This window comes from Mucilaginibacter sp. JRF (assembly GCF_015223065.1).
GTDB lineage: Bacteria > Bacteroidota > Bacteroidia > Sphingobacteriales > Sphingobacteriaceae > Mucilaginibacter.
The window spans coordinates 458,715-485,144 of the sequence record NZ_JADFBY010000004.1; the positions used below are offsets into that span (position 1 = coordinate 458,715).

24 protein-coding genes and 1 tRNA gene are annotated in these 26,430 nt (G+C 44.9%); 12 read left to right on the forward strand and 13 right to left on the reverse strand.

Annotated features, from left to right (window positions below):
- Positions 1–54 precede the first annotated feature (54 nt).
- From IM792_RS13400 to IM792_RS13425, 6 genes are all read right to left on the reverse strand, one after another.
- Positions 55–594, reverse strand: coding sequence for a GNAT family N-acetyltransferase (locus tag IM792_RS13400; protein ID WP_194102373.1), 540 nt, complete (start codon positions 592–594; stop codon positions 55–57).
- Positions 595–630: 36 nt separating this feature from the next.
- Positions 631–3,975 (reverse strand): polysaccharide deacetylase family protein, encoded by a 3,345-nt coding sequence (locus IM792_RS13405; protein WP_194102374.1) that lies wholly within the window; start codon positions 3,973–3,975, stop codon positions 631–633.
- A gap of 36 nt (positions 3,976–4,011) precedes the next feature.
- The gene (locus IM792_RS13410; RefSeq protein WP_194102375.1) at positions 4,012–4,167 is read right to left on the reverse strand and encodes a FeoB-associated Cys-rich membrane protein; all 156 of its coding nucleotides are present in this window, start codon (positions 4,165–4,167) and stop codon (positions 4,012–4,014) included.
- Positions 4,168–4,270: 103 nt separating this feature from the next.
- A complete protein-coding gene (locus tag IM792_RS13415) occupies positions 4,271–4,924 on the reverse strand; it encodes a DedA family protein (RefSeq protein ID WP_194102376.1) in 654 nt (217 codons plus the stop codon).
- Positions 4,925–4,962: 38 nt separating this feature from the next.
- Entirely contained in the window at positions 4,963–5,703 is a 741-nt protein-coding gene (locus tag IM792_RS13420; protein WP_194102377.1) for a DUF4397 domain-containing protein, read from the reverse strand.
- An 11-nt stretch (positions 5,704–5,714) separates the two neighbouring features.
- Positions 5,715–6,365, reverse strand: a complete 651-nt coding sequence (locus IM792_RS13425) for a DUF4397 domain-containing protein (RefSeq protein WP_194102378.1) — start codon at positions 6,363–6,365, stop codon at positions 5,715–5,717.
- Between the two features lie 98 nt (positions 6,366–6,463).
- Between IM792_RS13425 and IM792_RS13430 the strand changes: the two genes are divergently transcribed.
- Positions 6,464–6,835 (forward strand): hypothetical protein, encoded by a 372-nt coding sequence (locus IM792_RS13430; protein ID WP_194102379.1) that lies wholly within the window; start codon positions 6,464–6,466, stop codon positions 6,833–6,835.
- Between the two features lie 197 nt (positions 6,836–7,032).
- Here IM792_RS13430 and IM792_RS13435 read toward each other — a convergent pair whose 3' ends face one another.
- The 6 genes from IM792_RS13435 to IM792_RS13460 form a co-directional block, all read right to left on the reverse strand.
- Positions 7,033–7,233 carry a hypothetical protein gene (locus tag IM792_RS13435; protein WP_194102380.1) on the reverse strand — a complete coding sequence of 67 codons (201 nt, stop codon included), beginning with the start codon at positions 7,231–7,233 and terminating at the stop codon, positions 7,033–7,035.
- Between the two features lie 250 nt (positions 7,234–7,483).
- A complete protein-coding gene (gene dnaN, locus IM792_RS13440; protein WP_194102381.1) occupies positions 7,484–8,608 on the reverse strand; it encodes a DNA polymerase III subunit beta in 1,125 nt (374 codons plus the stop codon).
- 39 nt (positions 8,609–8,647) lie between these two features.
- Entirely contained in the window at positions 8,648–11,041 is a 2,394-nt protein-coding gene (gldG, locus tag IM792_RS13445; protein ID WP_194102382.1) for a gliding motility-associated ABC transporter substrate-binding protein GldG, read from the reverse strand.
- A 137-nt stretch (positions 11,042–11,178) separates the two neighbouring features.
- Positions 11,179–11,697 carry an outer membrane beta-barrel protein gene (locus IM792_RS13450; RefSeq protein WP_194102383.1) on the reverse strand — a complete coding sequence of 173 codons (519 nt, stop codon included), beginning with the start codon at positions 11,695–11,697 and terminating at the stop codon, positions 11,179–11,181.
- A 173-nt stretch (positions 11,698–11,870) separates the two neighbouring features.
- Positions 11,871–12,368 carry a hypothetical protein gene (locus IM792_RS13455; protein WP_194102384.1) on the reverse strand — a complete coding sequence of 166 codons (498 nt, stop codon included), beginning with the start codon at positions 12,366–12,368 and terminating at the stop codon, positions 11,871–11,873.
- Between the two features lie 5 nt (positions 12,369–12,373).
- Positions 12,374–13,081 carry an ATP-binding cassette domain-containing protein gene (locus IM792_RS13460; protein WP_194102385.1) on the reverse strand — a complete coding sequence of 236 codons (708 nt, stop codon included), beginning with the start codon at positions 13,079–13,081 and terminating at the stop codon, positions 12,374–12,376.
- Positions 13,082–13,411: 330 nt separating this feature from the next.
- Between IM792_RS13460 and IM792_RS13465 the strand changes: the two genes are divergently transcribed.
- From IM792_RS13465 to IM792_RS13490, 6 genes are all read left to right on the forward strand, one after another.
- Positions 13,412–16,264: a pitrilysin family protein gene (locus IM792_RS13465; protein WP_194102386.1), complete on the forward strand. Its 2,853-nt coding sequence runs from the start codon at positions 13,412–13,414 to the stop codon at positions 16,262–16,264.
- Positions 16,265–16,341: 77 nt separating this feature from the next.
- The gene (locus IM792_RS13470) at positions 16,342–17,325 is read left to right on the forward strand and encodes a glycoside hydrolase family 5 protein (protein ID WP_194102387.1); all 984 of its coding nucleotides are present in this window, start codon (positions 16,342–16,344) and stop codon (positions 17,323–17,325) included.
- Positions 17,326–17,443: 118 nt separating this feature from the next.
- Entirely contained in the window at positions 17,444–18,748 is a 1,305-nt protein-coding gene (locus IM792_RS13475; protein WP_194102388.1) for an NAD(P)/FAD-dependent oxidoreductase, read from the forward strand.
- A 3-nt stretch (positions 18,749–18,751) separates the two neighbouring features.
- Positions 18,752–19,786 (forward strand): LLM class flavin-dependent oxidoreductase, encoded by a 1,035-nt coding sequence (locus IM792_RS13480; protein WP_194102389.1) that lies wholly within the window; start codon positions 18,752–18,754, stop codon positions 19,784–19,786.
- 558 nt (positions 19,787–20,344) lie between these two features.
- The gene (locus tag IM792_RS13485; RefSeq protein WP_194102390.1) at positions 20,345–20,974 is read left to right on the forward strand and encodes an autotransporter outer membrane beta-barrel domain-containing protein; all 630 of its coding nucleotides are present in this window, start codon (positions 20,345–20,347) and stop codon (positions 20,972–20,974) included.
- Positions 20,975–21,089: 115 nt separating this feature from the next.
- Positions 21,090–21,836 carry an EcsC family protein gene (locus tag IM792_RS13490; protein WP_194102391.1) on the forward strand — a complete coding sequence of 249 codons (747 nt, stop codon included), beginning with the start codon at positions 21,090–21,092 and terminating at the stop codon, positions 21,834–21,836.
- Positions 21,837–21,915: 79 nt separating this feature from the next.
- Here the strand turns inward: IM792_RS13490 and IM792_RS13495 are convergent, their stop codons facing one another.
- Positions 21,916–22,377: a hypothetical protein gene (locus tag IM792_RS13495; protein WP_194102392.1), complete on the reverse strand. Its 462-nt coding sequence runs from the start codon at positions 22,375–22,377 to the stop codon at positions 21,916–21,918.
- Positions 22,378–22,596: 219 nt separating this feature from the next.
- Here IM792_RS13495 and ligA point away from each other — a divergent pair, with 219 nt between their 5' ends.
- From ligA to IM792_RS13515, 5 genes are all read left to right on the forward strand, one after another.
- Positions 22,597–24,606 (forward strand): NAD-dependent DNA ligase LigA, encoded by a 2,010-nt coding sequence (gene ligA / locus IM792_RS13500; RefSeq protein WP_194102393.1) that lies wholly within the window; start codon positions 22,597–22,599, stop codon positions 24,604–24,606.
- 21 nt (positions 24,607–24,627) lie between these two features.
- Entirely contained in the window at positions 24,628–24,759 is a 132-nt protein-coding gene (locus IM792_RS21420) for a hypothetical protein (protein WP_255521491.1), read from the forward strand.
- 127 nt (positions 24,760–24,886) lie between these two features.
- Positions 24,887–25,531 carry an HAD hydrolase-like protein gene (locus tag IM792_RS13505; protein WP_194102394.1) on the forward strand — a complete coding sequence of 215 codons (645 nt, stop codon included), beginning with the start codon at positions 24,887–24,889 and terminating at the stop codon, positions 25,529–25,531.
- Between the two features lie 118 nt (positions 25,532–25,649).
- Positions 25,650–25,723: transfer RNA gene (locus IM792_RS13510), tRNA-Arg, on the forward strand.
- Positions 25,724–25,783: 60 nt separating this feature from the next.
- The gene (locus IM792_RS13515; protein WP_194102395.1) at positions 25,784–26,356 is read left to right on the forward strand and encodes an adenylate kinase; all 573 of its coding nucleotides are present in this window, start codon (positions 25,784–25,786) and stop codon (positions 26,354–26,356) included.
- Positions 26,357–26,430 lie beyond the last annotated feature (74 nt).

A 26,430-nucleotide genomic window follows, 5' to 3' on the forward strand; every position in this document is an offset into this window, starting at 1 on the left:
TATGCAGATGTATTTGTCGCAAAGTTAAGGTTTACAAGCCGCGATACTGTCAGTTTATTGCAGTGTTTTGTACATAATGGTGGTTGAATCGAGTTTATCATCCGCCGGGTCGAGGCAATAACCGGGGATGATACCGGCAGTTTGATAGCCTAACGAGGTGTACAATGGCTCGGCACCATCACCTGTGCGGGTATCAAGGGTGAGCAGGTTGCGGGTATGCTCCTCGGCAATATTTTCGATCTCCTGCATCAGCGCTTTGGCTATACCCTGGCGGCGATGATCGGGATGCACCATCAGCTTTTTTACCTCGGCGCGGTGAGGCTGGTTGGGCATGGTATCAATATCCAGTTGTACGGTGCCTACCAATTCATCATCAGCAAAAGCAGCCAGCATAATTACGCTGCCACTTTGCACGGCAGATAAAACACGAGCCGCCCAGTAATCTTCACCATCAGTTTGCGAGAATGGCAATATAAAACCAATACTGGCGCCATTGTGCACACAAGCATGTAATAGCTCACCCAGGCGCTCTATGTGTTTCTCTACATCATCGGCACTTAATTGTTTTATTCGTATCTCCGGTCGGTCGGGCATAATTATAACATTTAAAAGCTATTACAAAATTAGTGATTATACTTTAACGCTGCCAGTACGCTTTAGTGTACCCCAGCCACTTAATTCGCCTTTAAGGGCTTTACGTACCGATTTAAACAGCACATAATACATTAGCTGCCGCCATAAAAAGCGTTGCGGAATAATAAATATCAGCTTGCGGTAATCCTCCCGCTCCATACGGAAGGCGATGATAGATACCATAAAATCAACCAATAAAAATACCCCGTAAAACATGAACAGCCGCTCAGGCTTTGGTTCGAACAGGGCTAATATCATCATCAGATCAGCCAGCGGGGCGAACAGTGGTAATATGATTTGGAATATGAGGATGTTAGGCATACCCACCATGCCGAAAAAACTATATTTTTTGTTGAACAACGCATCACGGTTCTTCCAGAAGCTTTGCATCACCCCAAAGCTCCAGCGGAAGCGTTGTTTAAGCAGCATGTTAATGCTCTCCGGCGCTTCGGTATAGGCAATGGCATCACCACAATTGCGGATAACATAGCCGTTTTTCAGGATGCGCATGGTAAGGTCGCAATCCTCAGCCAAGGTATCCGACGTAAAGCCACCTGCCTTATAAATAGCCTCCTTACGAAAAGCCCCTATAGCGCCCGGTACCACGGTGATGCTGTTGATCAGATCGAATGCCCGGCGATCCATATTCTGCGCCGTAATGTATTCGATAGATTGCCAGATGGTGATGGTGTTATGCGCGTTACCCACTTTAACGGTACCTGCAACAGCGCCTATCTCTGCATCGGTAAAGCAAGCCATAAGGTGATAGATTGCATCGCTTTTTAGCTGTGTGTCGGCATCGATACACACCAGGTATCCGTTGTTTGAATGTTCGATACCATAGTTCAATGCCGAAGCTTTACCGCCATTGGCCTTGGTAAATATTTTAACCGATGGATGCTCGCCAAAAGCCTCATTCACTACCTGGTAGGTACGATCTTTTGAGCCGTCATCAATAAAAATGATATCAAAGCGGGGATATTCCAGTTTAAGCAAACTGTTGATGGTGTTTATGGCGGTCACCTCCTCGTTGTAGGCCGGTACAATGATGCTTACCGAGGGCAGATCGGCCTCGGTTACCAATGCTTGCCTGCTCTTGTTCTCAAAAAACTGCCGTATGGCCAATATGCCTATCAATATTATACGCCCTATCGCTAAAAATATAGCCGACAAAAACACATAAAACAGAAACCAGTTACCGTAAAACAGGCCGGTAACCACGGCATCATACAATGGGCCGGTAATGCCGCTGTTCACATCATCCTTAACCAGGGGCATCAGGTCGTCGCGGGTTTTGTCGACCACATCGGCAATAGTGGTAAATTCATAGCCCTGACGCTTAAGTTCTTTGATAATGCGGGGTAAGGCCTGCACGGTAGCCTCTCGGGTATCACCACCGGCATCGTGCAGCAATATCATGGAGCCCTTGTGCGCATCGCGAATAGTGCGCGCGTAAATACTATCGGCGGTAACGCCGGGGTACCAGTCCCACGGATCGATAGATTCGCCTATGTTAATATAGCTTTGCTTACGGCTCTCGGCAACCGGTATTACCTCGGCAATGGTTTGCGGCTCGGCATCGGCATTAAACGGCGGCCTGAACAATATGGTGCTGCGCCCCGTAACCGATTCGATCAACTTACGCGTGGCATTCAACTCCAAACTAACCCGCTGTAAGCTCACCTTTGATATATCAGGATGGGTGTAAGTGTGGTTACCTATCTCATATCCTTCATCGTGTATTCTTTTCAGCAGGGGGATATTCTTCTCGGCCATTGAGCCTACCACAAAGAATGCCGCCGGAACTTTCTCCCGTTTCAATATATCAAGTATGCGCGGGGTATAATCCGGGTCCGGGCCATCATCAAAAGTCAACACCACCTTGCCGTGCTTATAGCCGTACCGGCGAATAACGTACTTGGTGGGCAGGGTAATATATTGCTGTTTGGTGATAGTGTAGTTGGTGGTATCCATCTGCAACTTGATCTCGCCCGCGTGCGGGGTAGTGATCAGATCGAGCACCTCGCCATCGCCAATGTAATCTATCTTATCATTTAAACCGACAGAGGCCAGTATTTTAGTATCAAACCCGGTTTTACGCAGCGAATCGATACTCAGGTTTTTGGAGATGAACGACCATATCCGAGGGTCCTCATAGCTTAAGCGCCAAAGGGCGACACCAGCCGTGCCCCAGTCATCAGCCATGCGGATGATGTTGAAATTGGCTGCCGCATCGGCAAAGTAAACGGTGTGTTTCAGGCTGTCGAGGCCCAGATAGGTGTAATGCAGATTGGCCGATGTTGGGTCGAACGTAATACGCGCGCTGTTCTCTTTGGCCACACTTATGGCTTGCTGATAACTTACCGGCGAGCCTACGCTGTTATCTGGCCAGTCAAAACCGCCACCCGGAAAGGTTAGTATTACCTTTTCGCTGGGTACACGGGCGCACACGTCATCAAGCAATTCCTCCACCCATTCCTGGTGCGATACATCGCCCGCGTTGCTCGATTCGTTGTGCTGATCAACAGCCATCACAAACAAATAATCGTTTACATGCTGTAATTCTTCCAGGCGGTAATTCTCATCCTCGGGTATTACGTTTTGGGTGAGTAGTAAACCCTGCGCATGCAGCGTGGTGTAAAGCTCTTTCTGGAAAGCGCGAAAGTCGCGGCTGTTAATGTCGATATCGTACACATCAATATTAAGCCCCTTGAATTTCAGCTTTTTTAACTGGGCGGCAACATCATTAATAAATGTTGCACGTAGCTGCTTATCGCCTATGATGTGCTCAAGTGTTTTGGTATCATAACCACCACGCAGGTTATCGTAATTAACGTAGTTTGACAGGCTTACAATTACCGGCTTTTTATACTTTTTATTCAGACTGATAAGCCCCGTATCTATCGATACGTTTACCACACCGGCGCCGGGCTTAATAAAAAAGCCTTCGCTAACCACCATATCCAGCTTGGGCAGGCTTTCGGCAAGGGAGTTGTAAGCCTGTGGTTCCCAGGCACGGTAAAAGGCAGCGTTTATACGGCGCTTGTTGTTGGGGTGTTTAAGCAGTTGTTGCTTGCGGGCTTGTTGTAGTTTTTGTATCTGCTTTTTTTGCAGTTTGAAGTCGCGGTATTTGGTTGAGCGTTTTAACTGCTCCAGTTGTTGCGCGGTAAGTTTTTTGGGGGATGGATTTAAGTTTGGAAGGCTGGGATAAGTTTTATCGGTAACGGTTACGCCAGCAGCAATAATGCCACATATCAGTACTAATAAAAATACACGACTAAACCATTTAAAGCGCTTCCATCTGCCAGGCGTATCTGCCTGAAAAATTTGCTTTTGTACCATGAAATGCTAACAGCAAAATTAGGGTTATAAGGGCTATTAATGCTTATCGGGTTGTACGTTGCTAAAATCAACACCGCATTTGCAGTTGGTGCCACAGCCTTTTTTTTCAAACAGGCTACGATATATTTTACGGCCCAGGTAAAACGCTGCGCCCGCAAATAATATAGCAATTATAACAACCTGAATATTCATTACACAAAATTAAGCATTTATATCACTATAAACGAAAAACCAAACGTAATGATACACCGCCCATGCTCATTTACAACGGCATGACAGTTTGTATGGGATGAAATTAAGCCGCTTTGTTTTTTGAAGACCGGCTTCTGATGGCTGCCCATATTGGCGGCACTATCGAGAATAGGATGATGGCGAATACTACCAGCGTAAAGTTCTCTTTCACTACCGGTATGTTACCAAAAAAGAAACCCAGGAATAAAAAGCTGATCACCCAGGCCAGGCCACCTGTAATGTTATACAGGCTATATCTGCCGAACGGCATGCTGCCCACACCCGCTACAAATGGCGCTATGGTACGTATAATTGGTAAAAAACGGCTGAATATTACGGCCTTACCGCCGTGCTTATCAAAAAAGGCTTTGGTTTGCAGGTAGTAATCCAGCTTGAGTATCTTGTTATCTTCCTTAAAAACCTTGGGGCCTAAATAGTTGCCCAGCATGTAGTTTACGGTATTGCCTACAAAAGCGGCTACTACAAGCAGTAATGAAAGAATGTAAATATTTAAACCTGTTTGCTCGCCGGCAATAAGGGCGCCTGCTGCAAATAACAATGAATCGCCGGGAAGAAATGGGGTTACCACAAAGCCGGTTTCAGCGAAAATGATCAGGAAAAGTATCAGGTAAGTCCAGCCTTGATAGTCGTGCGTTATTTGGGCCAGATGCTTATCAATATGCAGTATAAAATCGATGATGCTTTTTATTACTTCCACAGCGGTAAATTTTGCCGTAAAAATATAAATAAAATCGACTATCTGTTTGTTAAAATACCTGCACCAAAAGCAGTTGAATCGCTGGCGGCTACACCGGCACGGCCATAGGTATATATGGTATACAACCGCCCATCCTGTATGGTGGTGTTGGCTAACTCCTCTAAAGTTTGGTTGGTAGTTCCAAAAGCGCTTATCTTAAAGGTATACACGCCAGCGGGTAGTTCAATAAAATCGCTAAAGGTGTTGAACCTTTGCTGCCTGAAGGCAACACTATCATTAGCGGTAAGTGTTAGGCCATTGGCAGCGCCTGTAACCGCAGGGGCGGCATTTACAAACCTTATTTTACCACGACCAACACGGGCGGCGGTGCTGGTATCAACCGTAAAAAGATAGCCTAATGTATTTTGTGCACGCGTACCGGTGATGTATAATGTGTATTTGGTTTCGCGGGAAAGGTTGGTACTATCTATTTTTAACAGATTTACCACATTGCCTGTTGATGCTGAGCGTATCTGGAAAGGGGTATCAATATTAGTTAACCCGAAATATCCCGAAGGTGTTGGATAGCGGTATGCCGTAGTACCGTTTTGCCTCAACAGGTTAACATATAGATATACCGGCAAGGCATCATAACTCAGGTTGATAACCTGATATTCTATCTTAGCCTCTGACGGGTTGATGTTACCGGTTTTTGAGCACGATGATATAAATGGGAAGAACATGGTGCCCGCTACAAGCAGTGTAAGCGTTAATAAGAAATTGCTTTTATAGTTGTTCATGCTACTGCTTATTAATTTTGAATAACACCCACGTTAAAGCCACCATCGCCGGTTATGGCCGGGTCGCCTTTGGTATATATGGTATACGCATTGCCACGGGTAAACGTAACACTATCGGTTAATAAGGTAGCGCCCGTTACCGAAAGTTTTTTTCTGCCGGGTACTATGCGCAACAGATCAGACACTGAGCGGTAGGCGGCATTAGTAACCTTGGCCGTATCGTTAAGTGAAAGAGTTAGCGATGTAGTCTTTGGCGACGCGTTTATAATGCGGATCATGGCCACGTTGCCGGTATCAACCGTCAGATCATCATTAACCAGTATCAGGTTAGCGGTATCAAGCGCGGCGGCGAACAGGATATAGCTTCTGGCCGAATCAAGCGAGAGGGGCAAATTTAAGGCTACCTCGGCCGAACCATCATTTTTAAACTGGTAGTTTTGCTGACCTGAATAAACACTCAAATAGGCCGATATACCATCAGGATAAATGGTTGAGGTATTGTTGAGCCTTGTGCCGTTCATGAAAAAGTTAAAGCTGCGCGGACTCACGTTCACCAGGGCGATGGCTGCCGATGGTGGCACGGTTGGCGCTATATCCTCATCCTGGCATGATGCCAGCGCGACAACAACAGCTAAAACTATAACAGGAACCTTAAATTTCATGGCGCTAATATATAACTGATGTTTGTGATGTTTGTTATAAGTGCTTGCAAAAAGTTGATCACTTTTATAATTTCGGGATACCCAACCAAGCTATCTGCATGAAATATCTATTTCTATTTTTAAGTATCGTTCTATTTGTATCGGCTTGCGGTACTTCAAAGTTTGATTGTAAAGATTGGACGGACAGTTTCAAGGATAATTATAAATTTAACTTAATAATAGATAAGATTGAGAAACATGGTGTAGTAATATATTTTTACGGAAGAAGTCCGTCAACAAGTAAAAAGGATTTAGTTATGGAAGGCACAGGCTGGACAAGCGCTATATTAGATACTTTTAAGGTTGGCGATACATTGATAAAAAAGCGTGGTGAGTATAAAATAACCATCAAACGCAAAAATGCTATTTTATCCATACCGATGGTATGTGAAGGGGTAATATATAAGGATAGTTTAGCCGCGCAAAAATAACTTCCTACCTCTTATAAAAAGAAACACCGCCAATACCAACAAAGCAACAGATAGTATCAATCCATTAATATCCATCGAGAAGCTCAACGCTTCACCAGAGCCCGATTCGCTACTGTATCGTTTAAATGATATTCTATCCGCGATAGCGAATACAGCTATTAAGCAACTTAGTGCTATTAAAATAATGCCCGAAATTTTTAGTCTTTCCAAAACATTGTTTCTATTTCGTAAACTATGCTATCCGGCAAGGTATTGTTGATTACGTGAACGCTTACCAATGCTGTGCCCCTAATATGCACACAGTCCATTATACTGAGGTTATTAGCGATAAAGAAATCACTATTCTTTTTTTCAACCGCGCGTAGATACATTATTGCAAATGATCTTTCTGTTGCCATGATCAGTAAGTTATTCGAAAAAGTAAGCCTATGAAATATCACGGGCGGATTCGACAGCTTACGACAAAACGAGGGCAACTGCATGTAGTTAATATTATTAACCTAAAATAAATTAAATAGTTTTAAGATAAGCAAAACGATACACTACAGATATTGTATAATCATTGATGTGTTACGCATGGCCATGTATCAAAAAAAGCCATGCACAAGTGCACGGCTTTCAGTTGGATTTATAATTTAAGTTTACAACTTAAGCATAACTGTTAAGCATAACCGGCATTACCAGCATCAGCACATCTTCGTTCTCATCTCCGCCTTGTGGCAATAATAATCCGGCGCGGTTAGGGGTCGACATTTCCAGTACAACCTCCTCGCTGCTCAGGTTTTTAAGCATCTCGATTAAAAAACGCGCGTTAAAACCTATCTCAATATCCTCACCCTCGTACTGGCAGCTTAAACGCTCGTGCGCTTCATTGGCAAAGTCAATATCTTCTGACGAGATATGCAACTCACTGCCATTAATTTTAAGCCTTACCTGGTGAGTAGTTTTGTTAGCATAAATGGCCACACGGTTAAGTGAACCCAGGAATGCCAAACGGTCAATATTTAATTTGTTAGGATTGTTTAACGGAATAACCGCCTCATAATCCGGGTAACGCTCGTCAATTAAACGGCACACCAGATTAATGCTGCCAAATTTAAAAAAGGCGCTGGTGTTGTTATATTCAACTGATACATTGATATCATCAGCAGGTAATGCTGATTTTAAAAGCGTTAAAGCCTTTTTAGGCAATATGAATGATGTTGCGCTGGCAGCCTGCGCATCCTTACGGCGGTAGCGTACAAGCTTGTGCGCATCTGTAGCTACAAAGGTAAGGTGTTGTGGCGATAGCTGGCAAAATACCCCCGTCATGGCCGGGCGCAACTCATCATTACTTACCGCGAATATGGTTTTGTTGATGGCCTCGGCCAGTACTGATGCAGGCAGGTTAACTGACGATGCATTTTCAACCACCGGAATTTTCGGGAAATCTTCGCCGTTCTCTCCGCTTAGTTTGTATTTACCGTCGCCGGCGCTTATTTCAATAGCAAATGTGGTATCATCAACCGAGAAAGCTACGGGTTGCTCAGGCAACGATTTCAGGGTATCGAGCAATATACGCGAAGGTATGGCAATGCGGCCATTCTCTTTGGCCTCAACCGCCAGCGATGTGGTCATGCTGGTTTGCAGATCGGTTGCCGATATGGTTAAGTTACCATCTTTTATCTCGAACAAAAAGTTCTCCAGGATGGGCAAAACCGTGCTATTGCTCAGAGCACCGCTAACAGCCTGTAGCTGCTTCAGCAATGTTGATGTAGAAACGATAAATCGCATATATTTTACTTAAATATTGGTCAATCAAAAGTATAAAAATTAGCGGGTATACTTTAGCCTGCGCATATAATGTTGAAAAATAGCAAATATTAACACTATTGCCAATGGCAGGCCCATATTTATTATTTGCCAGTAGGTTTTTTGGCCGCGTACCAGCGCACGGTTAAGCAGGCGTAATTGTATCTCCTTGCCGCGTAGCTCAATAAGGCCTGAGTCATCGGTCATGTAGTCGGCAATGTTGAGTAGCAGGTTTTTGTTGCCATAGGTTTGGTGGGTATAATGATCGTATCCCAGCGGGTAAGGCGAGCCATCAGTAGCTACCTGATTTTTAAACAGATCGCCATCGCTAAGCACCATCATTTTGGTTGGCTTGCTTTCAGGTAATACCGCAAAACGCTCTACACCCTCGGGCACCGGGCGGTTACGAAAACTCGACGCGAACCTGCCCTCTAACAATACCCCCGTAGTTTTGGGCTCGCTGTAAAATGCCTTTGGGTCGGGCTCCTGCTCCAACGCCTGTAACGATAGCATGTGCGGCGCGTTAAGCTTTTTGGCATATGGCGAGGTGCTGAGCAAAATGGTTTTGTTCACATTTTTTACTGCGATGGTATCAATAGTACTGGCAAACTGACTGCTTATGCCATCAACATTTTTTACTACCGGATGTTTTGACTGCGGGATGAAAACCGGGTAAAACAACCAGGGTGCTAACTGTATCTGCGCCTGCCCGCCAACATTGCCCGCCGCGATAGGTATTTGTGCGCAGCTCATATCGGCTATCAAATCGGTATTGATACGTATACCGTAGCGGAACAGCTGATCGTCCAGGTTCAGTTTTTTAGGGAATGCCAATTGCTCGCCGCCTTTGCCACGAAGGCTATCCAGCTCAGCGCTAACCTGGTCTATGGTCCATAATACACGGCCACCATTCATAATGTATTGGTCAAGTTTGAACTTCTCGGCCTCGGTAAACGACGCGTCGGGTTTAGGTATAACCAGTAAGCTTAGCTTTTTTAAACTATCAAACGGAATGCTGTTCAGCTCCACCCGGCCAACCAAAAATCCGTCGGACAGGGAACGCAGCGCATCATTCAATTGCAGGTTGCTTAACTCATTATGTCCCTCGGTAAAGCCGATACGTGGTTTGCCGCCACTAATAACTTTTTTTATGGCCGATGTAAAGGCGTATTCTAAGTTTTGGATGGAGTTATTCAGCACTTCATCGGGCGATAGGCCAATGCGGTTTTGCAGCAGTTTTACGGGTATATCCTTTCCGTCAGCCGATACCATAGCCGCCGGAAATATCATTTTTTGCGACAGGCCATCATCCGTTTTTACACTCAGGTTGGTAGGCTCGATGCCTCTGTTCTGAAAATTGGTGATCGTATTATTCTGCTCCTCGGTGCTCAAGCCCTCCAGCGGGTCAACAAAATCAAATTCCAGTTTACGGTGGCTGTACGATTGCAGATCGCTCAGCATATCGCGGACGGCACGTTGCAAACGCTTAAACCCGCCGGGAAAGTTATCGCCCTGTAAAAACACGGTAACTTTAACAGGCGCGTGCAAACTATCCATCATGTTTTCGCTGATGGGCGATAGGGTAAAGCGCTTTTCCCTGGTAAAATCAAACCGGGTATACAGTTTGGTTGATATTAAGCCGATGAATATAAATAAGCCTAAAACACCAAGCAATGCGTTGCCTTTTATACTTTTTTGCTGCTGTTTGATAAGCACCAAAACGGTAAGCCACAAAAACAGCCCGGCAAGGATGACGAAGTAAGCCAAATCGCGCGTGTCTAAAACACCACGACTAACCGACTCGTAATGCTCGGTAATACCCAGGCTTTGTATATCGGTATTTTGAAGGGACAGTAATCGGCTCAGCGAATCGAACCCGCTAAAGAAAAAGTAGCTCAAAAAAACAGCGACGGTAAAGGCGATTATCTGATTTTTGCTGATGGACGACGCGAACAGGCCGATAGCCACAAACACACCTCCCAATAAAAACAAACCAATGTACGAGCCAATCACCGCGCCGGTATCAATATTGCCCTCGGTAGCGCCAAGCAGGTATACCGAATAGTAGTACACCAGTGTGGGCACCAATGCAAACAACACTAACAGCAAACAAGCCAGATACTTGCCAAACACTATCTGTAAATAAGTAAGCGGGCGGGTAAGCAAAAGCTCAAAGGTACCTTCACGACGCTCCTCGGCCAGCGAACGCATGGTGATGGCCGGTATCAGAAACATGAACAGAAAAGGCGCGGTATTAAAAAGGCTCTCCAAACTGGCATAGCCATACTCCAGTATGCTCGAATCAGGGAATACCCATAAAAACAAGCCCATCACCAGCAAAAAAACGCCAATGGTTATATAGGCTACCAGTGAACTTAAATAGGCGGATATTTCTTTCTTAAAAACAGGGTACACGCTGTAAATGCTTAATGGCCGAAATTACAATATTAAAGCGCCAAACCAAAGCAGGCCGCCTTTTATAACAAAAATGCCCGGCGCAATGCCGGGCATTTTCAAGTACCTGTTTAAGTTGAATTAATAAATTTTGTTTGTTAGAATTTGTATGCTACACGCAGGCCAAGCTGGCTGGTTGTACCATCTTTTGACCAGGCTTCGTAACGTACACCTGCCTCAAAATTTTGGCTGAACACGTAACCAACACCTGGAGAGTAAGCAAATGCAGTGCCTTCGGCATCCTGAACACCAATGGCGGCACCTAACTGTGCTTCACCAAAAAAGCCCGGGCTAAAGAAATATTTAGCACCAACTTTAAGTGGTATAAAACCAACCTTTGGAGCATCTATCCCGGCTGCTTCGTAAGCATCTTTAACTTCGCCTTTATTCATGAATTTTGTATAACCGGCAGAACCTGTTATAAACAAATTCTCAGCTACTGGATGGTCATACTTAAGTGAACCGCCTATGGCAAATGAAAAAAAGTCACTGGCATCACCTAATGGTAAACCGGCTTCAACGCCGATGCTGAACTGACCTTTATCAGGCGTAGTTTGTGCGAATGAACTAAGCGCGGCTGCACTTAGAATAACTAATGATAAGAAGAACTTTTTCATAATGTAAAATGTGTGTTTAAGCTGATCGGGCAGGGTACCGCTGCCTTTTCATTGGCAATATTGACGATTAATTACGCCAAACGTTACATCGAAAAGTCAACTTTTTTCAACAAAATATCTCCGAGGGTACAATTTTGAACTTAAAAGCAATATTTTACGTGTGGAAATTTTTATTACCAACCGATGCGGTAAGCTATCCGTATGCCGGTTTGTTTAACCTGGTTGCCCCAATTTTCGTAACGGATACCAAATTCTATGCCCTGCTTACTCTCATCAAACGGAATAAAAAAACCCGGACCAATGGAGAATGCGAACAGGGTATTTTTATCGTAATTGGTTTTAATGGCTGCGCCTGCCTCTCCCTCTAAAAAGAAATTGCCTGAATAATATCTCGCGCCCGCCTTTAAGGGGATAAACTTTACCGCGGGCAGATCAACAGCATTTTGTGTGGGTAACACTTTTTGTCCGAAACTGCTTATGCCGCCCGTTACGCTGATGGCTACCGGACCACTTATGCGGGTTTCAGCTTTTAACGCGGCACCCACACCTGTTTTATACGCACTTTGCGATGGCAGGCCTAACTCAAACCCGGCACTAACCGATGTGCGGGCAGTTTGGGCATTAGCATGTAAACCGGCCATAGCCAGCATAATTATTATAAGTTTTTTCATCAGGATCAATTGTTGGTAAGGCCTATAAATATGCTTTCGAGCGAGGCATTGTTGTTTTTTGAGATCAGGTTGGGCAAGGTATCATTCGCGGCTATTTTACCTTTGTTAATGATGATAACATGATTGCAAACGGCCTCAACCTCCTGCATAATATGGGTGGACAGTACAATGGTTTTGCTTTTACCCAGATCAGTGATCAGTTGCCTGATGCCGATCAGCTGATTAGGGTCAAGACCCGAGGTTGGCTCATCCAGTATCAACACCTGCGGATCGTGCAGTATAGCCTGTGCCAAACCCACACGCTGGCGATAGCCTTTTGATAGTTGTCCTACCTTTTTATGTTGCTCAATGCCTAAGCCCGTTAACCCGATAACCTCATCAATACGTTTTCGTGGCGATGCTATTTTATGTATACCCGCTATAAAACCCAACGACTCCTTAACATACATATCCAGATATAGAGGATTGTTCTCGGGCAGGTAACCTATGTGCCGCCTAACATCAAGCGATTGTTTAGCAACATCAAACCCGCAAACTTCGGCTGTGCCTGCTGTTTGTGGTAAAAAGCAGGTAAGTATCTTCATGGTGGTTGACTTGCCCGCGCCGTTAGGTCCTAAAAAACCCAGCACACCCTTGTTTGCCGAAAACGTAATGCCATCAACCGCCTTTTGGCTACCATAAACCTTGGTAAGTGCTTCAACCCGGATACTCATGGCGGTAAATATACGGGTTTAGGAGAAAGGTGTAAGGCGAAAGCGAAAAGGTAAAAGTTCCTGGTTATTTAAAACGAAGTACAAGGAGAAATCTGTCGCTTGGGTTTGAACGCGTACAGATCTCTCACTGACATTCGTAATGACGCATTTCTTTAATTGTACTAATTTTAACAAAAGTCCTCCCCCTCGGGGAGAATTTAGGTGGGTTCCTGTCACAATTACTTTACAAAGCAGTTTTCGTAATATTGTGTAATATTAACTTTTCCCTTGCAATGCGCGGGCAGCAACCTGTAGCATTGTAAAACACAGTTGATTAACAATTTACAAAACATGACCAGACCTCTTAAAAGCTTATTGCTTGCGGCGTCTGTATTGGCGGCATCGCTTACCGCTAATGCACAGCAGGCGCAGCCTAAACTAATTGAAAAGGTTGCCCGTAAAGGCACCGAATTAGTTATCCCCTACGAGAAATACGTATTGCCTAACGGCCTTACCGTAGTTTTAACCGAAGATCATTCAGACCCTATTGTACATGTTGACGTTACTTACCACGTAGGCTCGGCCCGCGAGGAGATAGGTAAGTCGGGTTTCGCGCATTTTTTTGAGCACATGATGTTCCAGGGCTCAGATCACGTAGCCAATGGCGATCACTTTAAGATCATTACCGCTGCCGGTGGTACCCTTAACGGTTCAACTAACCGCGACCGTACCAACTACTTTGAAACGGTACCGGCCAATCAGCTGGAAAAAATGCTTTGGCTGGAGTCGGATCGTATGGGTTATTTGCTTGATGCCGTTACCCAGCAAAAATTTGAGGTACAGCGTGCCACGGTAAAAAACGAACGCGGACAGAATTATGATAACCGCCCTTATGGTTTGGTTGGCGAGTATTCTTCAAAATCATTATACCCATACGGGCACCCGTACTCGTGGTTAACCATTGGTTATATTGAGGAGTTGAACGCCGTTAGCCTGGCCGACTTAAAGAACTTCTTTTTACGCTGGTACGGACCAAACAACGCAACCCTTACCATTGGTGGCGATATCAACACCAAACAAACCCTGGCTTGGGTAAGCAAATACTTTGGCAGCATACCAAAAGGTCCTGAAGTTAAAAATGTGAGCCTGCCCGCACCGGTATTAAAATCAGACCGCTATGTATCATACACCGATAATTACGCTAAGCTGCCATTGCTATCGGTAAGCTACCCGGGTGTAAAAATGTACGCTAAGGATATGCCCGCGCTTGATGTATTATCATCTATCATCGGTCAGGGTAAAAACTCTATCTTCTACAAAAACTTTGTAAAAACCCGTAAGGCGGCACAAGCCTACATGGGTTCGTCAAATACCGAACTGGCGGGCGAGATCAGCATCCGCATCATCCCGTTCCCGGGCCAATCACTGGCTGATATGAAAAAGCTGGTTGATTCGTCATTGATCGAATTTGAGAAAAAAGGCGTTAGCGACGACGACCTGACCCGCTTTAAAGCCAGCGCCGAGGCTAACTATATCAATGGTCTGCAAAGCATCAGCGGTAAGGTATCTGAACTGGCTTCGGCACAAACCTTTACCGGCAACCCTAACCAGATAGGCCGTGAGCTGAATGATATCCGCTCGGTAACCAAGGCTGATGTTATGCGTGTGTACAATCAGTATGTAAAAGGCAAGCCCGCCGTTATATTAAGCGTATTGCCAAAAGGCGGCACTGTTGAGCCGGTAGCTACTGATAACTATACCGTTGATAAATCGGGCTACAAAGCACCTGATTATGGTTACAACGGCTTGAAATACGTAAAGGCTAAGGATAATTTTGACCGTGCCAAAGTACCGGGTACAGGCGCTAACCCTGCCATTAAAGTTCCGGCTATATGGACGGCTAAAACCGCCAACGGCATCAGCATAGTAGGTACTGATACCAAGGAGATACCAACTGTAGCCCTGTCGCTTTCAATTGATGGTGGTGGCTTGTGGGCTATCAATAACCCGCAAAAGGCAGGTTTGGCCAACATTGTAGCCCGTATGCTTAACGAGGATACCAAGAACTACACCGCCGAGCAATACAATGCCGAGTTGGAGAAACTGGGCAGCGATATCAGCGTGTACGCCAATACCGATAATATCTCTGTAGAGGTATCATCATTAACCAAAAACCTGGATAAAACCATTACGCTGTTACAGGAAAAACTGTTCAGCCCTAAGTTTACCCAGGAGGCGCTTGATCGTATCAAAAACCAGGTGATGGAAGGCTTTAAACAAGCCAAAACCCAGCCAGCGGGTGTGGCATCAAGCGTGTATAATAAAATTTTGTACGGGGTTGATAACGTACGCACCTTCTCAACGTCGGGTAATGAGCAAACCGTACCGGGCATAACCTTGCAGGATGTACAGGCTTATTACGATAACTACTTTGTACCATCGCTTACCAAAGTGGTTGTGGTAGGTGATATCAGCGAAGCTGCCGCCAAAACCAAACTGGCATTCCTGAACACCTGGAAAGATAAAAAGGTTGATCTGCCAAAACCGGCCAACGGTAAATCGTTCGATAAAACAACCCTTTATTTGGTTGATGTACCTAACGCCGCGCAATCAGAGATCCGCATTGGTTACCTGAGCGGTTTGAATTATGATGCTACCGGCGATTACTACAAGCTGGGCATAACCAACTATATTTTAGGTGGCGCGTTCAACAGCCGTATCAACATGAACCTGCGTGAGAACAAGGGCTGGACATACGGCGCGCGTTCGGGCTTTGCATCGGGCAAGTTTGGCGGTAACTTCACAGCCAGTGCCGGTGTACGTGCTTCGTCAACCGATAGCGCGGTGGTTGAATTTATCAAAGAGATAAAGGCTTATAACGAAAGAGGTATCACTAATGATGAACTGGCTTTCACCAAGCAATCAATAGGCCAAAGCGATGCCCGCAAGTACGAAACTAACGGACAAAAAGCTAACTTCCTTTCAATGCTGATGGAGTACGATCTGAAACCAACTTATGTTGACGAGCAGAACAAGATACTTACCGGTATTGATAATGCCCAGATAAACGCACTGGCCAAAAAGTATCTGAATACCAACAACATGGTGATACTGGTAGTTGGCGATAAAGCTAAGGTGTTACCGGGTCTGCAAAAATTAGGCTACCCAATTGTGGAGTTGGATGCCGACGGCAAAACATTATAATTATATTTGATGTAATAGTAAAACCCCTCATATTGAGGGGTTTTTTGTTTAAAGCCAATTAATTAGATCTGCCAAAGATGAAAAAGGTCATTATACTTCTTATCTCCATGTCGATACTGATGCTACAGTCGGCATACCCTCAAGTCAATAGCACGCCGGGAACAAAAAACGGCAAGTTAAGTGTGCGAGATGGGCGGATAGTGAACGAACATGGCAATCCGCCACAGCTTCGTGGTATCAGCCTGTCGTGGAGTATATGGCAGGGGCAGAAATATTACAATCCCGATGTGATCAATTGGCTTTGTGCCGATTTTAAGGCTTCGGTTATCCGGGTATCAATGGCGGTTGAACCTAAAGGTGGTTACTTGCAGGACTCTGCCCGGCAGGTGCAACTGGTAACAACGGTGACCGATCAGGCCATCAAGAATGGCGCCTATGTACTAATCGACTGGCACGATCATCATGCCGATAAGAATATAGAAAAGGCAAAGCAGTTTTTTGCCTTGATGGCACAAAAGTACAAGGGCAAACCCAACGTGATATATGAAGTATGGAACGAGCCCGAGAAAGTGAGCTGGAGCGTAGTGAAAAACTATGCTGTTGAAGTTATAAAAACCATACGCCGGGTTGATGCCGATAACCTGATCATTGTAGGAAGCCCAACGTGGGATCAGGATGTGGATGTAGCCGCTGCCGACCCGATCACCGGTTTTAAGAATATAGCTTACTCGTTCCACTTTTACGCGTCAGACCAAAACCATCAGCAGCAATTACGTGATAAGGCAAACATCGCCATAAAGAATAAGCTGCCACTTTTTGTAACCGAATGGGGTGTTGGCGAAGCTACCGGGGATGGGGTATTTGATAAGGCTAAAACAGATGTTTGGTTAAAGTGGATGGAAGACAATCAACTAAGCTGGGCTAATTGGAACGTTACTGATAAAAATGAAACTACCGCATTGCTTAAACCGGGTGCATCCGTATCAGCAAACTGGACAGAACAGAACCTCACACCGGCAGGCATTTACATACGCTCAAAACTGCGGCAATTGAATAAGTAAAGTTAATATTGACTGATTATCATTTTATAATGAAATGGGTGTCAATTTTTGAATTTTGGCATAATTAACCAAAACTTATTGCCAACTTGTGTGGTAGTGTATTTAAGCCGTTTACCATATGAAAATAGTTATAATAGGCGGAGGTTTTGCCGGTTTAAAACTGGCCCGCGAATTAAATAACAAAAAAGGCTTTGAAATAATGTTGCTTGATAAGGTAACATTCCACCAGTTTCAACCGCTTTTTTACCAGGTTGCTACCGCCAGCTTAGAGGCCAGCAACATATCATTCCCCTTACGTAAGGTTTTTCACCATAGCAAAAATGTACGTATACGCTTTGCCGAGGTTGAGGAGATAAAGCCCGAAATTAACACCGTAGTTACTGATATATGTAATTTTGAGTACGATTTGCTGGTGATAGCCACCGGTACGCAAACCAACTTTTTCGGCAATCATCAAATACAATCGCACGCCTTCCCGATGAAGACCACCTTTGAGGCACTGAGGCTGATGAACCGCATTATCAACAATTTTGAGGATGCCCTTGAAACAGCCGATGATGCCGAGAAAAGCCGTGTAATGAGCATTGCCATTGTAGGTGCCGGGCCAACGGGCGTAGAGCTTGCCGGTGCCCTGGCCGAAATGCGTAAGAACATATTGCCCAAAGATTACCCGGAACTGAACTGGGATTTGATGAACATTTACCTCATCGACCATAATAAGAATCCGCTATCTAACATGAGCGAAAAATCGAGCAACGAAGCCCGTCAGTATCTCGAAAATATGGGTATTGTGCTTAAGCTTGGTGCCGGGGTTGAGGAGTTTGATGGCGAGCGGATAGTGGAAGATAATGGCGAAATAATCAACGTAAAAACCGTGATTTGGGCTGCCGGTGTACGCGGTAACCTGCCTGATGGTATTCCGCCTGAAAATGTGGCCAGGGGTAACCGCATTAAGGTTGACCGGTTTAATAAGGTAATAAACTCGGGTAATATATACGCCATTGGCGATATCGCTTATATGGAAACCGACCTGTACCCAAACGGTCACCCACAACTGGCCAGCGTGGCCGGCGATCAGGGGCAGCACCTGGGTAAAAACCTGATCAGGATAGCCGCCGGAGATCAGCCGGTGCCATTTGAATTTGACAACAAAGGCGTAATGGCCACCATTGGCAAGCGCAAGGCTGTGGTTGATCTGGAAAAGCCAAAAATTCACTTTAAAGGCCGTATTGCCTGGTTAATATGGATGTTTTTGCATTTAATGCTGATATTGGGCATCAAAAACAAGTTGCAGATATTTATTAACTGGGCCTACAAATACTTCACATCCGACCAAAGCCTGCGCCTGGCACAGCGTATACGTGGTAAGGGCGAGGAGTTACAGATATTCAGGCCCACTGATCATGCTCCGGTAAACAAATAACAAATGGAATTAGGCATAAGCACCTTTGGCGATGTTACGCCGGATGGTAAGGCGGGCGGCGCGGTAAACGCCCATCAGCGTGTACAGGAGTTGTTGGAAGAAGTAAAACTGGCCGATGAGGTAGGTTTAGATGTTTTTGCCTTTGGCGAGCATCACCGCCCCGACTTTGTAATATCGGCACCCGAGGTTATGATGGCGGCCGCGGCATCTATCACTAAAAATATAAAGCTCACCAGCTCGGTAACCGTACTTAGCTCGGCCGACCCGGTGCGTACGTTTCAGAATTTCGCCACGGTTGATCTGATATCCGGCGGACGTGCCGAGATCATTGCCGGGCGGGGTTCGTTCATTGAGTCGTTCCCGCTGTTTGGGTTTGATCTGGATGATTACAACGAGCTGTTCAACGAAAAACTGGACATGCTCCTTAAAATAAACGGCACCGAAAAGCTGAACTGGGAGGGTAAATTTCGTGCGCCGGTAAAAGGTCAGGGCATATACCCGAGGCCATTGCAGCAACAGCTACCCGTGTGGATAGGCGTTGGCGGTACGCCTGCATCAGCAAAGCGGGCAGGTGCTTTGCGTTTACCCATGATCATTGCCATTTTAGGCAGCGCGCCTAAACACTTTATAACTTTTGTTGAATTGTACCGCGAATCGGCAGAGAAAGCAGGGCATGATGTAAGCAAACTGGAATTGGGCATCAGCTCACAATTTTATGTAGCCGATACTATTGAGGAAGCGAAAAAAGAGTTCTACCCATCGTACGAAGCGGTGATGAACCGCGTAGGCCGCGATCGTGGCTGGTCGCCCATGAACCGAGAATCATTCAATTACCTTCGCGAGCAAGGGCCATTAGTAGTAGGCGATGCACAACACGCTATCGACAAGATATTAGAGCAATACGAGATGTTCAAAAACACCCGTTTCCTGGCGCAACTGGTTACCGGCCATACACCACATAAACAAGTGTTGAAGAATATTGAGCTTTATGGAACTAAGGTAGCACCGGAGGTGCGTAAGTATATTGCGGGGAAATAACCCCTCCTGAACTACGCCCCTCCTAAATGGCGTAGCCCTCATGAGCTCCATTAAAAACAAATAGCAATATGCGAATAATTCTCCCCGAGGGGGAGGACTTTTACTAAACTCTTAAAAAAACATCTCATTTCGACAAAGGAGAAATCTTCGAGCGATTTTGCTTGAAGAATATCCTAAAGAGATTGCTTTTCCTCGCAAGGACGCGGTTTTACTTTATATAATCCCATCTTGTCATTTCGACGAAGGAGAAATCTGCACGCTTTCATAACCAGCGACAGATTTCTCCTCGTACCTCGTTCGAAATGAAACTTTCCTTTAATTCCCTCCCCCGGAAGGGCAGGGAGGGGTTTAGCGAACAACCTAAAAAACTGCTTCCTATCTCCTCAAAACCTAATTCTCAATCATCACTTCCAAAAAACAGACCCCGCCACAAATCAATCCCGCACAAAATCAATACTTTACAAAAAACATAAAAAAGCCGTTAAACCATATTTCGCGGCTACCGTCATACTGACAATTAAACACACAATTTCAACTTAACAAAACTTCACAATTTTCATGAAAAAAATCATTGCTGCAATGCTGCTTAGCGTTGCTTCCTCAACTGCCTTTGCCCAAACCGAAAAGGGAACTCAAAACATCGGAGCCTCATTTACTATCCAAACATCTGACAGTAAGAACAACTATTTTGATGGAATTACCAACATATCAAGCGACGTTAAACTAAACATTTACAACGCCAGCATTAACTATGGCTATTTTGTTGCGGATAAGCTGGACTTGGGTTTATTGGCCGGGTATAGCTATCAAAAAAACAGTCAGGATAATAACGATACCGAGTATTCGCAAAAGGTTAACGGTTATTTTGCAGGAGTGCAACTACGCAAATATGTGCTATTTAATGATAAAATAGGTATACGTACCGGCCCTGCGTTCACCTACTCTCGTGATAAATCTACCAGCAAATACTCTATTCAGGATGAGCAGGTAACTAACACAAATAGTTACAACGGGCGCATTGGTCTTGATTTTGTTTTTTACCCAACCAAACACCTGGGCATAACCTCAACCATTGGTAATGTTTATTATACCTACTCAAAATCAAAAGGATTTTACGAAGGTTCGGCTAACAATTTCGGTGCAAGTTTCGTCAATAACCTAAACCTCGGTTTTTTCTATAGCTGGTAAATGCCGGCATGCCCTCTCTGCGTAATTTATGCAGAGGGGGATTTTTTGAAGATTTTTGGTAACAAGCCAGCCATATTAATTGTCATAACTATAACCCATTAAATTATCAGTTTTTATGACATCGTACGAGGAACAGGCTTATATACAATTGGAGTTTTGGCAGCATCGCATGCAAAAAAAGCCCTCGCTGGGCAACCGCATAGCCAAAGGGGTACAAAACAAGATCAATAACATCATCCCCGAAAAGGTACACTCGGCTATAACCATAGCTATCGAAAAAATGGTGAAAGGCGTACTATTCGGTGCCCGGTATGTTACTAAGGCGCCTTTAAATGATACCTCACTGCAAATGCGCGAGGTACAGGTTAAGGAGCAGATAGAGTTTTACAAACGCACCGCATCTGTTGAGGGGGCTGTTACCGGCGCTGGAGGCATACTGATGGGTTTGGCCGATTTCCCGATACTTATCGGCATAAAAATAAAATTACTGTTTGAGATAGCCGCCCTTTATGGCTACGATGTACACGATTATAAGGAGCGTTTATATATCCTCTACATTTTCCAGCTGGCATTTAGCAGCCAGCAGGGGCGCAACGAGGTATACCAAAAACTTGCCGCATGGCAGGGCTACAGCCAAAGCCTGCCCGATGATGAGAATGAGTTTGACTGGCGCGCGTTTCAGCAGGAGTATCGCGATTATATCGACTTGGCTAAGATGGCGCAACTGATACCCTTTATTGGCGCGGCCGTGGGTGCTGTGGTAAATTACAGACTATTAAACCAACTGGGCGAAACGGCCATGAATTGTTACCGCATGCGCAAGGTTAGTCCGCTAAAAATTTTAACCTACCCTACACCTTAAATAACAATTTGAAAAACGAAAAAAGCCGCGATAAGCGGCTTTTTTTTTATGGATCTAAAATTCTTTAAGCGATCAATGCTTAGAAGTTATAACGGAAACCAAGACCGAAACGGGCCGGCTCAAAATCCGAATCTTTGTTTATTTGCCACATTGGGCGCCAGTCAAAGCTCATGCTGATAGGTGCTGATGGTACTTTAAAATCTAAACCGGCCATTGGGCGTAAAAAGATGAAAGTACCACGGTCATTATCGGCAAAAGCGAATTGGGGACCAACACCTACATACCATTTTAAGGCGCTGGTTTCTTTAAATGACTCATGATATTGGTAAAAACCACCTAACCAAACAGCGTCGCTGCCAAATAACAGGTCGCCTTGTATAGCATCATTACCGGTAAAGAAGTGTTTTAGTGTAGGACCAACAAGAGTTGAGCCGTCGCCAAAATCAATACCTAAACCCGCGCTGGTTGATGAACGTTGCGCGAATGATTGCGTAGCTGAGAATACAATTGCAATTACGGCTAATAGAAAAATCTTTTTCATAAGTTGAATAATAAGGTAAACGATAATATTAATTGTGTGTGCCAAAAGCAATATTTATGCCACGGCACAATAAAAACGCACTTTTGTATTTTCACACCAATAACATTAACGGCTTTATAAAGTTTTACAAAAAGTAAAAATCAAACTAAGGCGCTGATTCGCTTTTGCTTAATGTTATGCGCTTGCAGCAAAGGCGGGCAAAATAGTATCTTCGTTGCTATGTCGACCACCGAGGTAAAAAAACAGATAGAAGCGCTTACTGCCGAGCTTAAACTACACAACTACAACTACTATGTGCTGGCTATGCCCACCATTGCCGATTATGATTTTGATCAGAAACTAAAGCAGCTGGCCGAGCTTGAAAAGCAGCACCCTGAATTTGCCGACCCTGATTCGCCTACACAAAAGGTGGGTGGCGAGGTTACCAAGGAGTTTGTTACCGTTAGGCATCGCTGGCCCATGCTATCATTAGGCAATACCTACAACGCGCAGGAACTGCTTGATTTTGACCAGCGTATACGCAAAGCAATCGGCGATAATTTTGAGTACGTATGTGAGTTGAAGTTCGACGGCCTATCCATGAGTGTTACTTACGAGGGCGGCAAACTGGCCCGTGCCGTAACCCGCGGCGATGGCGTGCAAGGCGATGATGTTACCACCAATATACGCACCATACATACCATCCCCAAAAAGCTGAACAAGGGCGAATTCCCGGAGCTTTTTGAGATACGCGGCGAAGTATTTATGCACCGCAAGGCCTTTGAACGCCTTAACGATGAGCGTATTGAAAATGGCGAAGTACCTTATGCCAACCCGCGCAACTTTGCATCGGGCACGGTAAAAATGCAGGATTCGGCCGAGGTGGCCAAGCGCCCGCTGGATTGTTTTCTGTACGGATTATATACTGATAAAACCCTGTTTAAAACCCATTGGGAAAGCCTGGAAGCACTGAAAAGCTGGGGCTTTAATATTAATGACCATAGTCGCCTTTGCGGTGATATTGACCAGGTGCTGGAATTTATAAACCATTGGGATACCGAGCGTTTTAACCTAAGTTATGATATTGATGGCATCGTTATAAAAGTAAATAACTACGGCCAGCAGCAGGAGTTGGGCTTTACGGCTAAATCGCCGCGCTGGGCCATATCCTATAAATTTAAGGCCGAGCGTGTTGAAACCGAGCTGCTTAGCGTAAGCTATCAGGTTGGGCGTACCGGGGCGGTTACACCTGTGGCCAATTTGCAGCCGGTATTGCTTGCGGGCACTACGGTTAAGCGCGCCACACTGCATAATGCCAACGAGATCATCAGGCTTGACCTGCACGAGGGTGATAGCGTTTACGTTGAAAAGGGCGGCGAAATTATCCCGAAGATTATCAGCGTAAATACCGAAAAGCGCCACCAGAACGCCGTGCCGGTTGAGTATATTACCAATTGCCCGGCATGCGGTACACATTTAGAGCGCAAAGAGGGCGAGGCTGCCTTTTATTGTCCTAATGATGAAGGATGCCCTCCACAAATTGTTGGTAAAATGCAACACTTTATCAACCGCAAGGCTATGAATATTGATGGTTTGGGTGATGAAACTATCGAAACCTTGTATCAAAAAGATCTGCTGCGGCATATAAGTGATATTTACCGCCTGCACGAACATGCCGACGAATTAAAGCAGATGGACCGTTTCGGCGAAAGATCTATCACCAATATGCTGGATGGTATTGAACGCTCTAAACAAATGCCTTTTGAAAAGGTGTTATTCGGTTTGGGTATACGTTATGTGGGCGCTACGGTGGCCAAAAAGCTGGCACTACATTTTAAGAACATCGATGCGCTGAGCAAGGCCACCCACGAAGAACTGATTGCCGCCGAAGAAATTGGCGACCGCATAGCCCAAAGCCTGATCGAGTATTTCAGCAGCGAGGATCACCAGCAGGAGATACAAAAACTGAAAGCCCAGGGGCTGCAATTTGTGGTTGAGGAAAAGGAGATTACCCTGGCCAGCGATAAGCTCGCGGGCAAAACATTTATCATATCCGGCGTGTTCGAAAAATTCTCGCGCGATGAGCTTAAGGATATTATTGAGCAAAACGGAGGCAAAATACTCAGCAGCATATCGGCCAAGTTGAACTATCTGGTGGCAGGCGACAACATGGGCCCCGCAAAACTGGAAAAAGCCAACAAGCTGAATATCCCGATCATTAGTGATGAGGAATTGATGGGAATGATTTAGGGGATTATGATAAACTTAACAATGCTTGAAATTTACAAGCACTATAATGGCGATGGTGATATGTTTTCAAGATTGGCTACTGCTGAGCAAAAGCAGTTATTTGAAAATGAAGAATGGACTTTGATTGATAATTTGTTGCAAACATCAAATTAACTAATAGTAATTTAGTTTCTGATGAATACGAGAAATCTATTGATCAAGAACTTAAGACTCATTGCAGTACTGATGTTATTGAAGAATTAAAGATTTTAGCCATATAACTTAAATCATTACCTAATATATGAAAATACAAAACATCATCTTCGATCTGGACGGGACAATTGCCGATACCTTGCCGCTGTGCATAGCCGCTTTTAAACAGAGTGTTGAGCCGCTGCTGGGTAAATCATTAACCGATGCGGAGATCATCGCTACATTTGGCCCATCTGAAGAAGGCACTATTCGCCAGCTGATACCCGACCATGAGGAAGCCGGCGTAAAAGCCTATTTGCAGCATTATGAGGCATTGCATCACACCTGCCCTACCGCCTTTGAAGGAATTGCCGAAGCATTGGCATCGCTCATACAAAAAGGCATAAAGCTGGCTATGGTTACAGGTAAGGGGCCACATAGCACCAAAATATCATTACAGCAATTTGGCTTGCTGCAATACTTTGATATACTCGAAACGGGCAAACCCGCCGGGCCCGATAAGGTGAACGGAATCCGCCACGCCTTGGAACGACTTGGAGCTACCGCCGCCAACAGCATTTACGTGGGCGATGCACCAAGCGATATTGTGTATTGCAAGCAGGTGGGCATCCCTATCGCTTCGGTAGCTTGGGCATCAACTACCAATGCCGATGAGTTGAAAGCGCTTGATCCGGACTGGTTATTTTACACTATTGATGAGTTTAACGATTGGGTAAACACACAAACGGCATAATAATTTGGCTTGATATGAGGTAGATAGCATATTTACCCACTTATTTTTTCAAAAAAATTTGCATCGAAAAAAAAGAAACGTATTTTTGCAGTCCCAATCAAAAGGGGATAAATAACACGGACTTGTAGCTCAATTGGATAGAGCATCTCACTACGGATGAGAAGGTTAGGGGTTCGACTCCCTTCAAGTTCACTCAAATACTAATATAGCCTTTCCGTTATCGTACAGAAAGGCTATTTAAATTTTATCAGCATGCTAAACTTGGTTTTGTTCGGCCCTCCCGGCGCAGGTAAGGGCACTCAATCACAAAAACTTATCGATAAATATGGTCTTATCCACCTTTCAACCGGCGATTTGCTGCGTGGCGAAATTTCGCAAGGCACCGAGCTTGGTTTAGAGGCCAAAAAACTAATGGACGAAGGTTTGTTAGTACCTGATGCCGTAGTTATAGGCATGATCAGCAATAAGCTGGATGCGAACAAAGATGCCAAGGGCTTTATTTTTGATGGTTTCCCGCGCACGGTAGCACAAGCCGAGGCTTTGGATACCTTGCTGGAGTCAAAATCATCAGCTATATCGGGCATGGTTGCCCTTGAGGTTGACGATGACGAGTTGGAGCGCCGCCTTTTACTTCGCGGTAAGGATTCAGGTCGCCCTGACGATGCCGACCCGGCCATCATCCGCAAACGTATTAAAGAGTATAACGATAAAACAACACCGGTAGCCGGTTACTATAAAAATCAGGATAAATTTACCAGCATCAACGGCATAGGCTCAATAGATGAGATATTCAGCGCCATTGTTGCGGTAATTGAAAAATATTAATTCAGTCCGAATGTCGGTAAGTCCGGAAGTCAGAAAGTAAGTAAATCTTTCGGTCTTCCGGACTTATTGTCTTT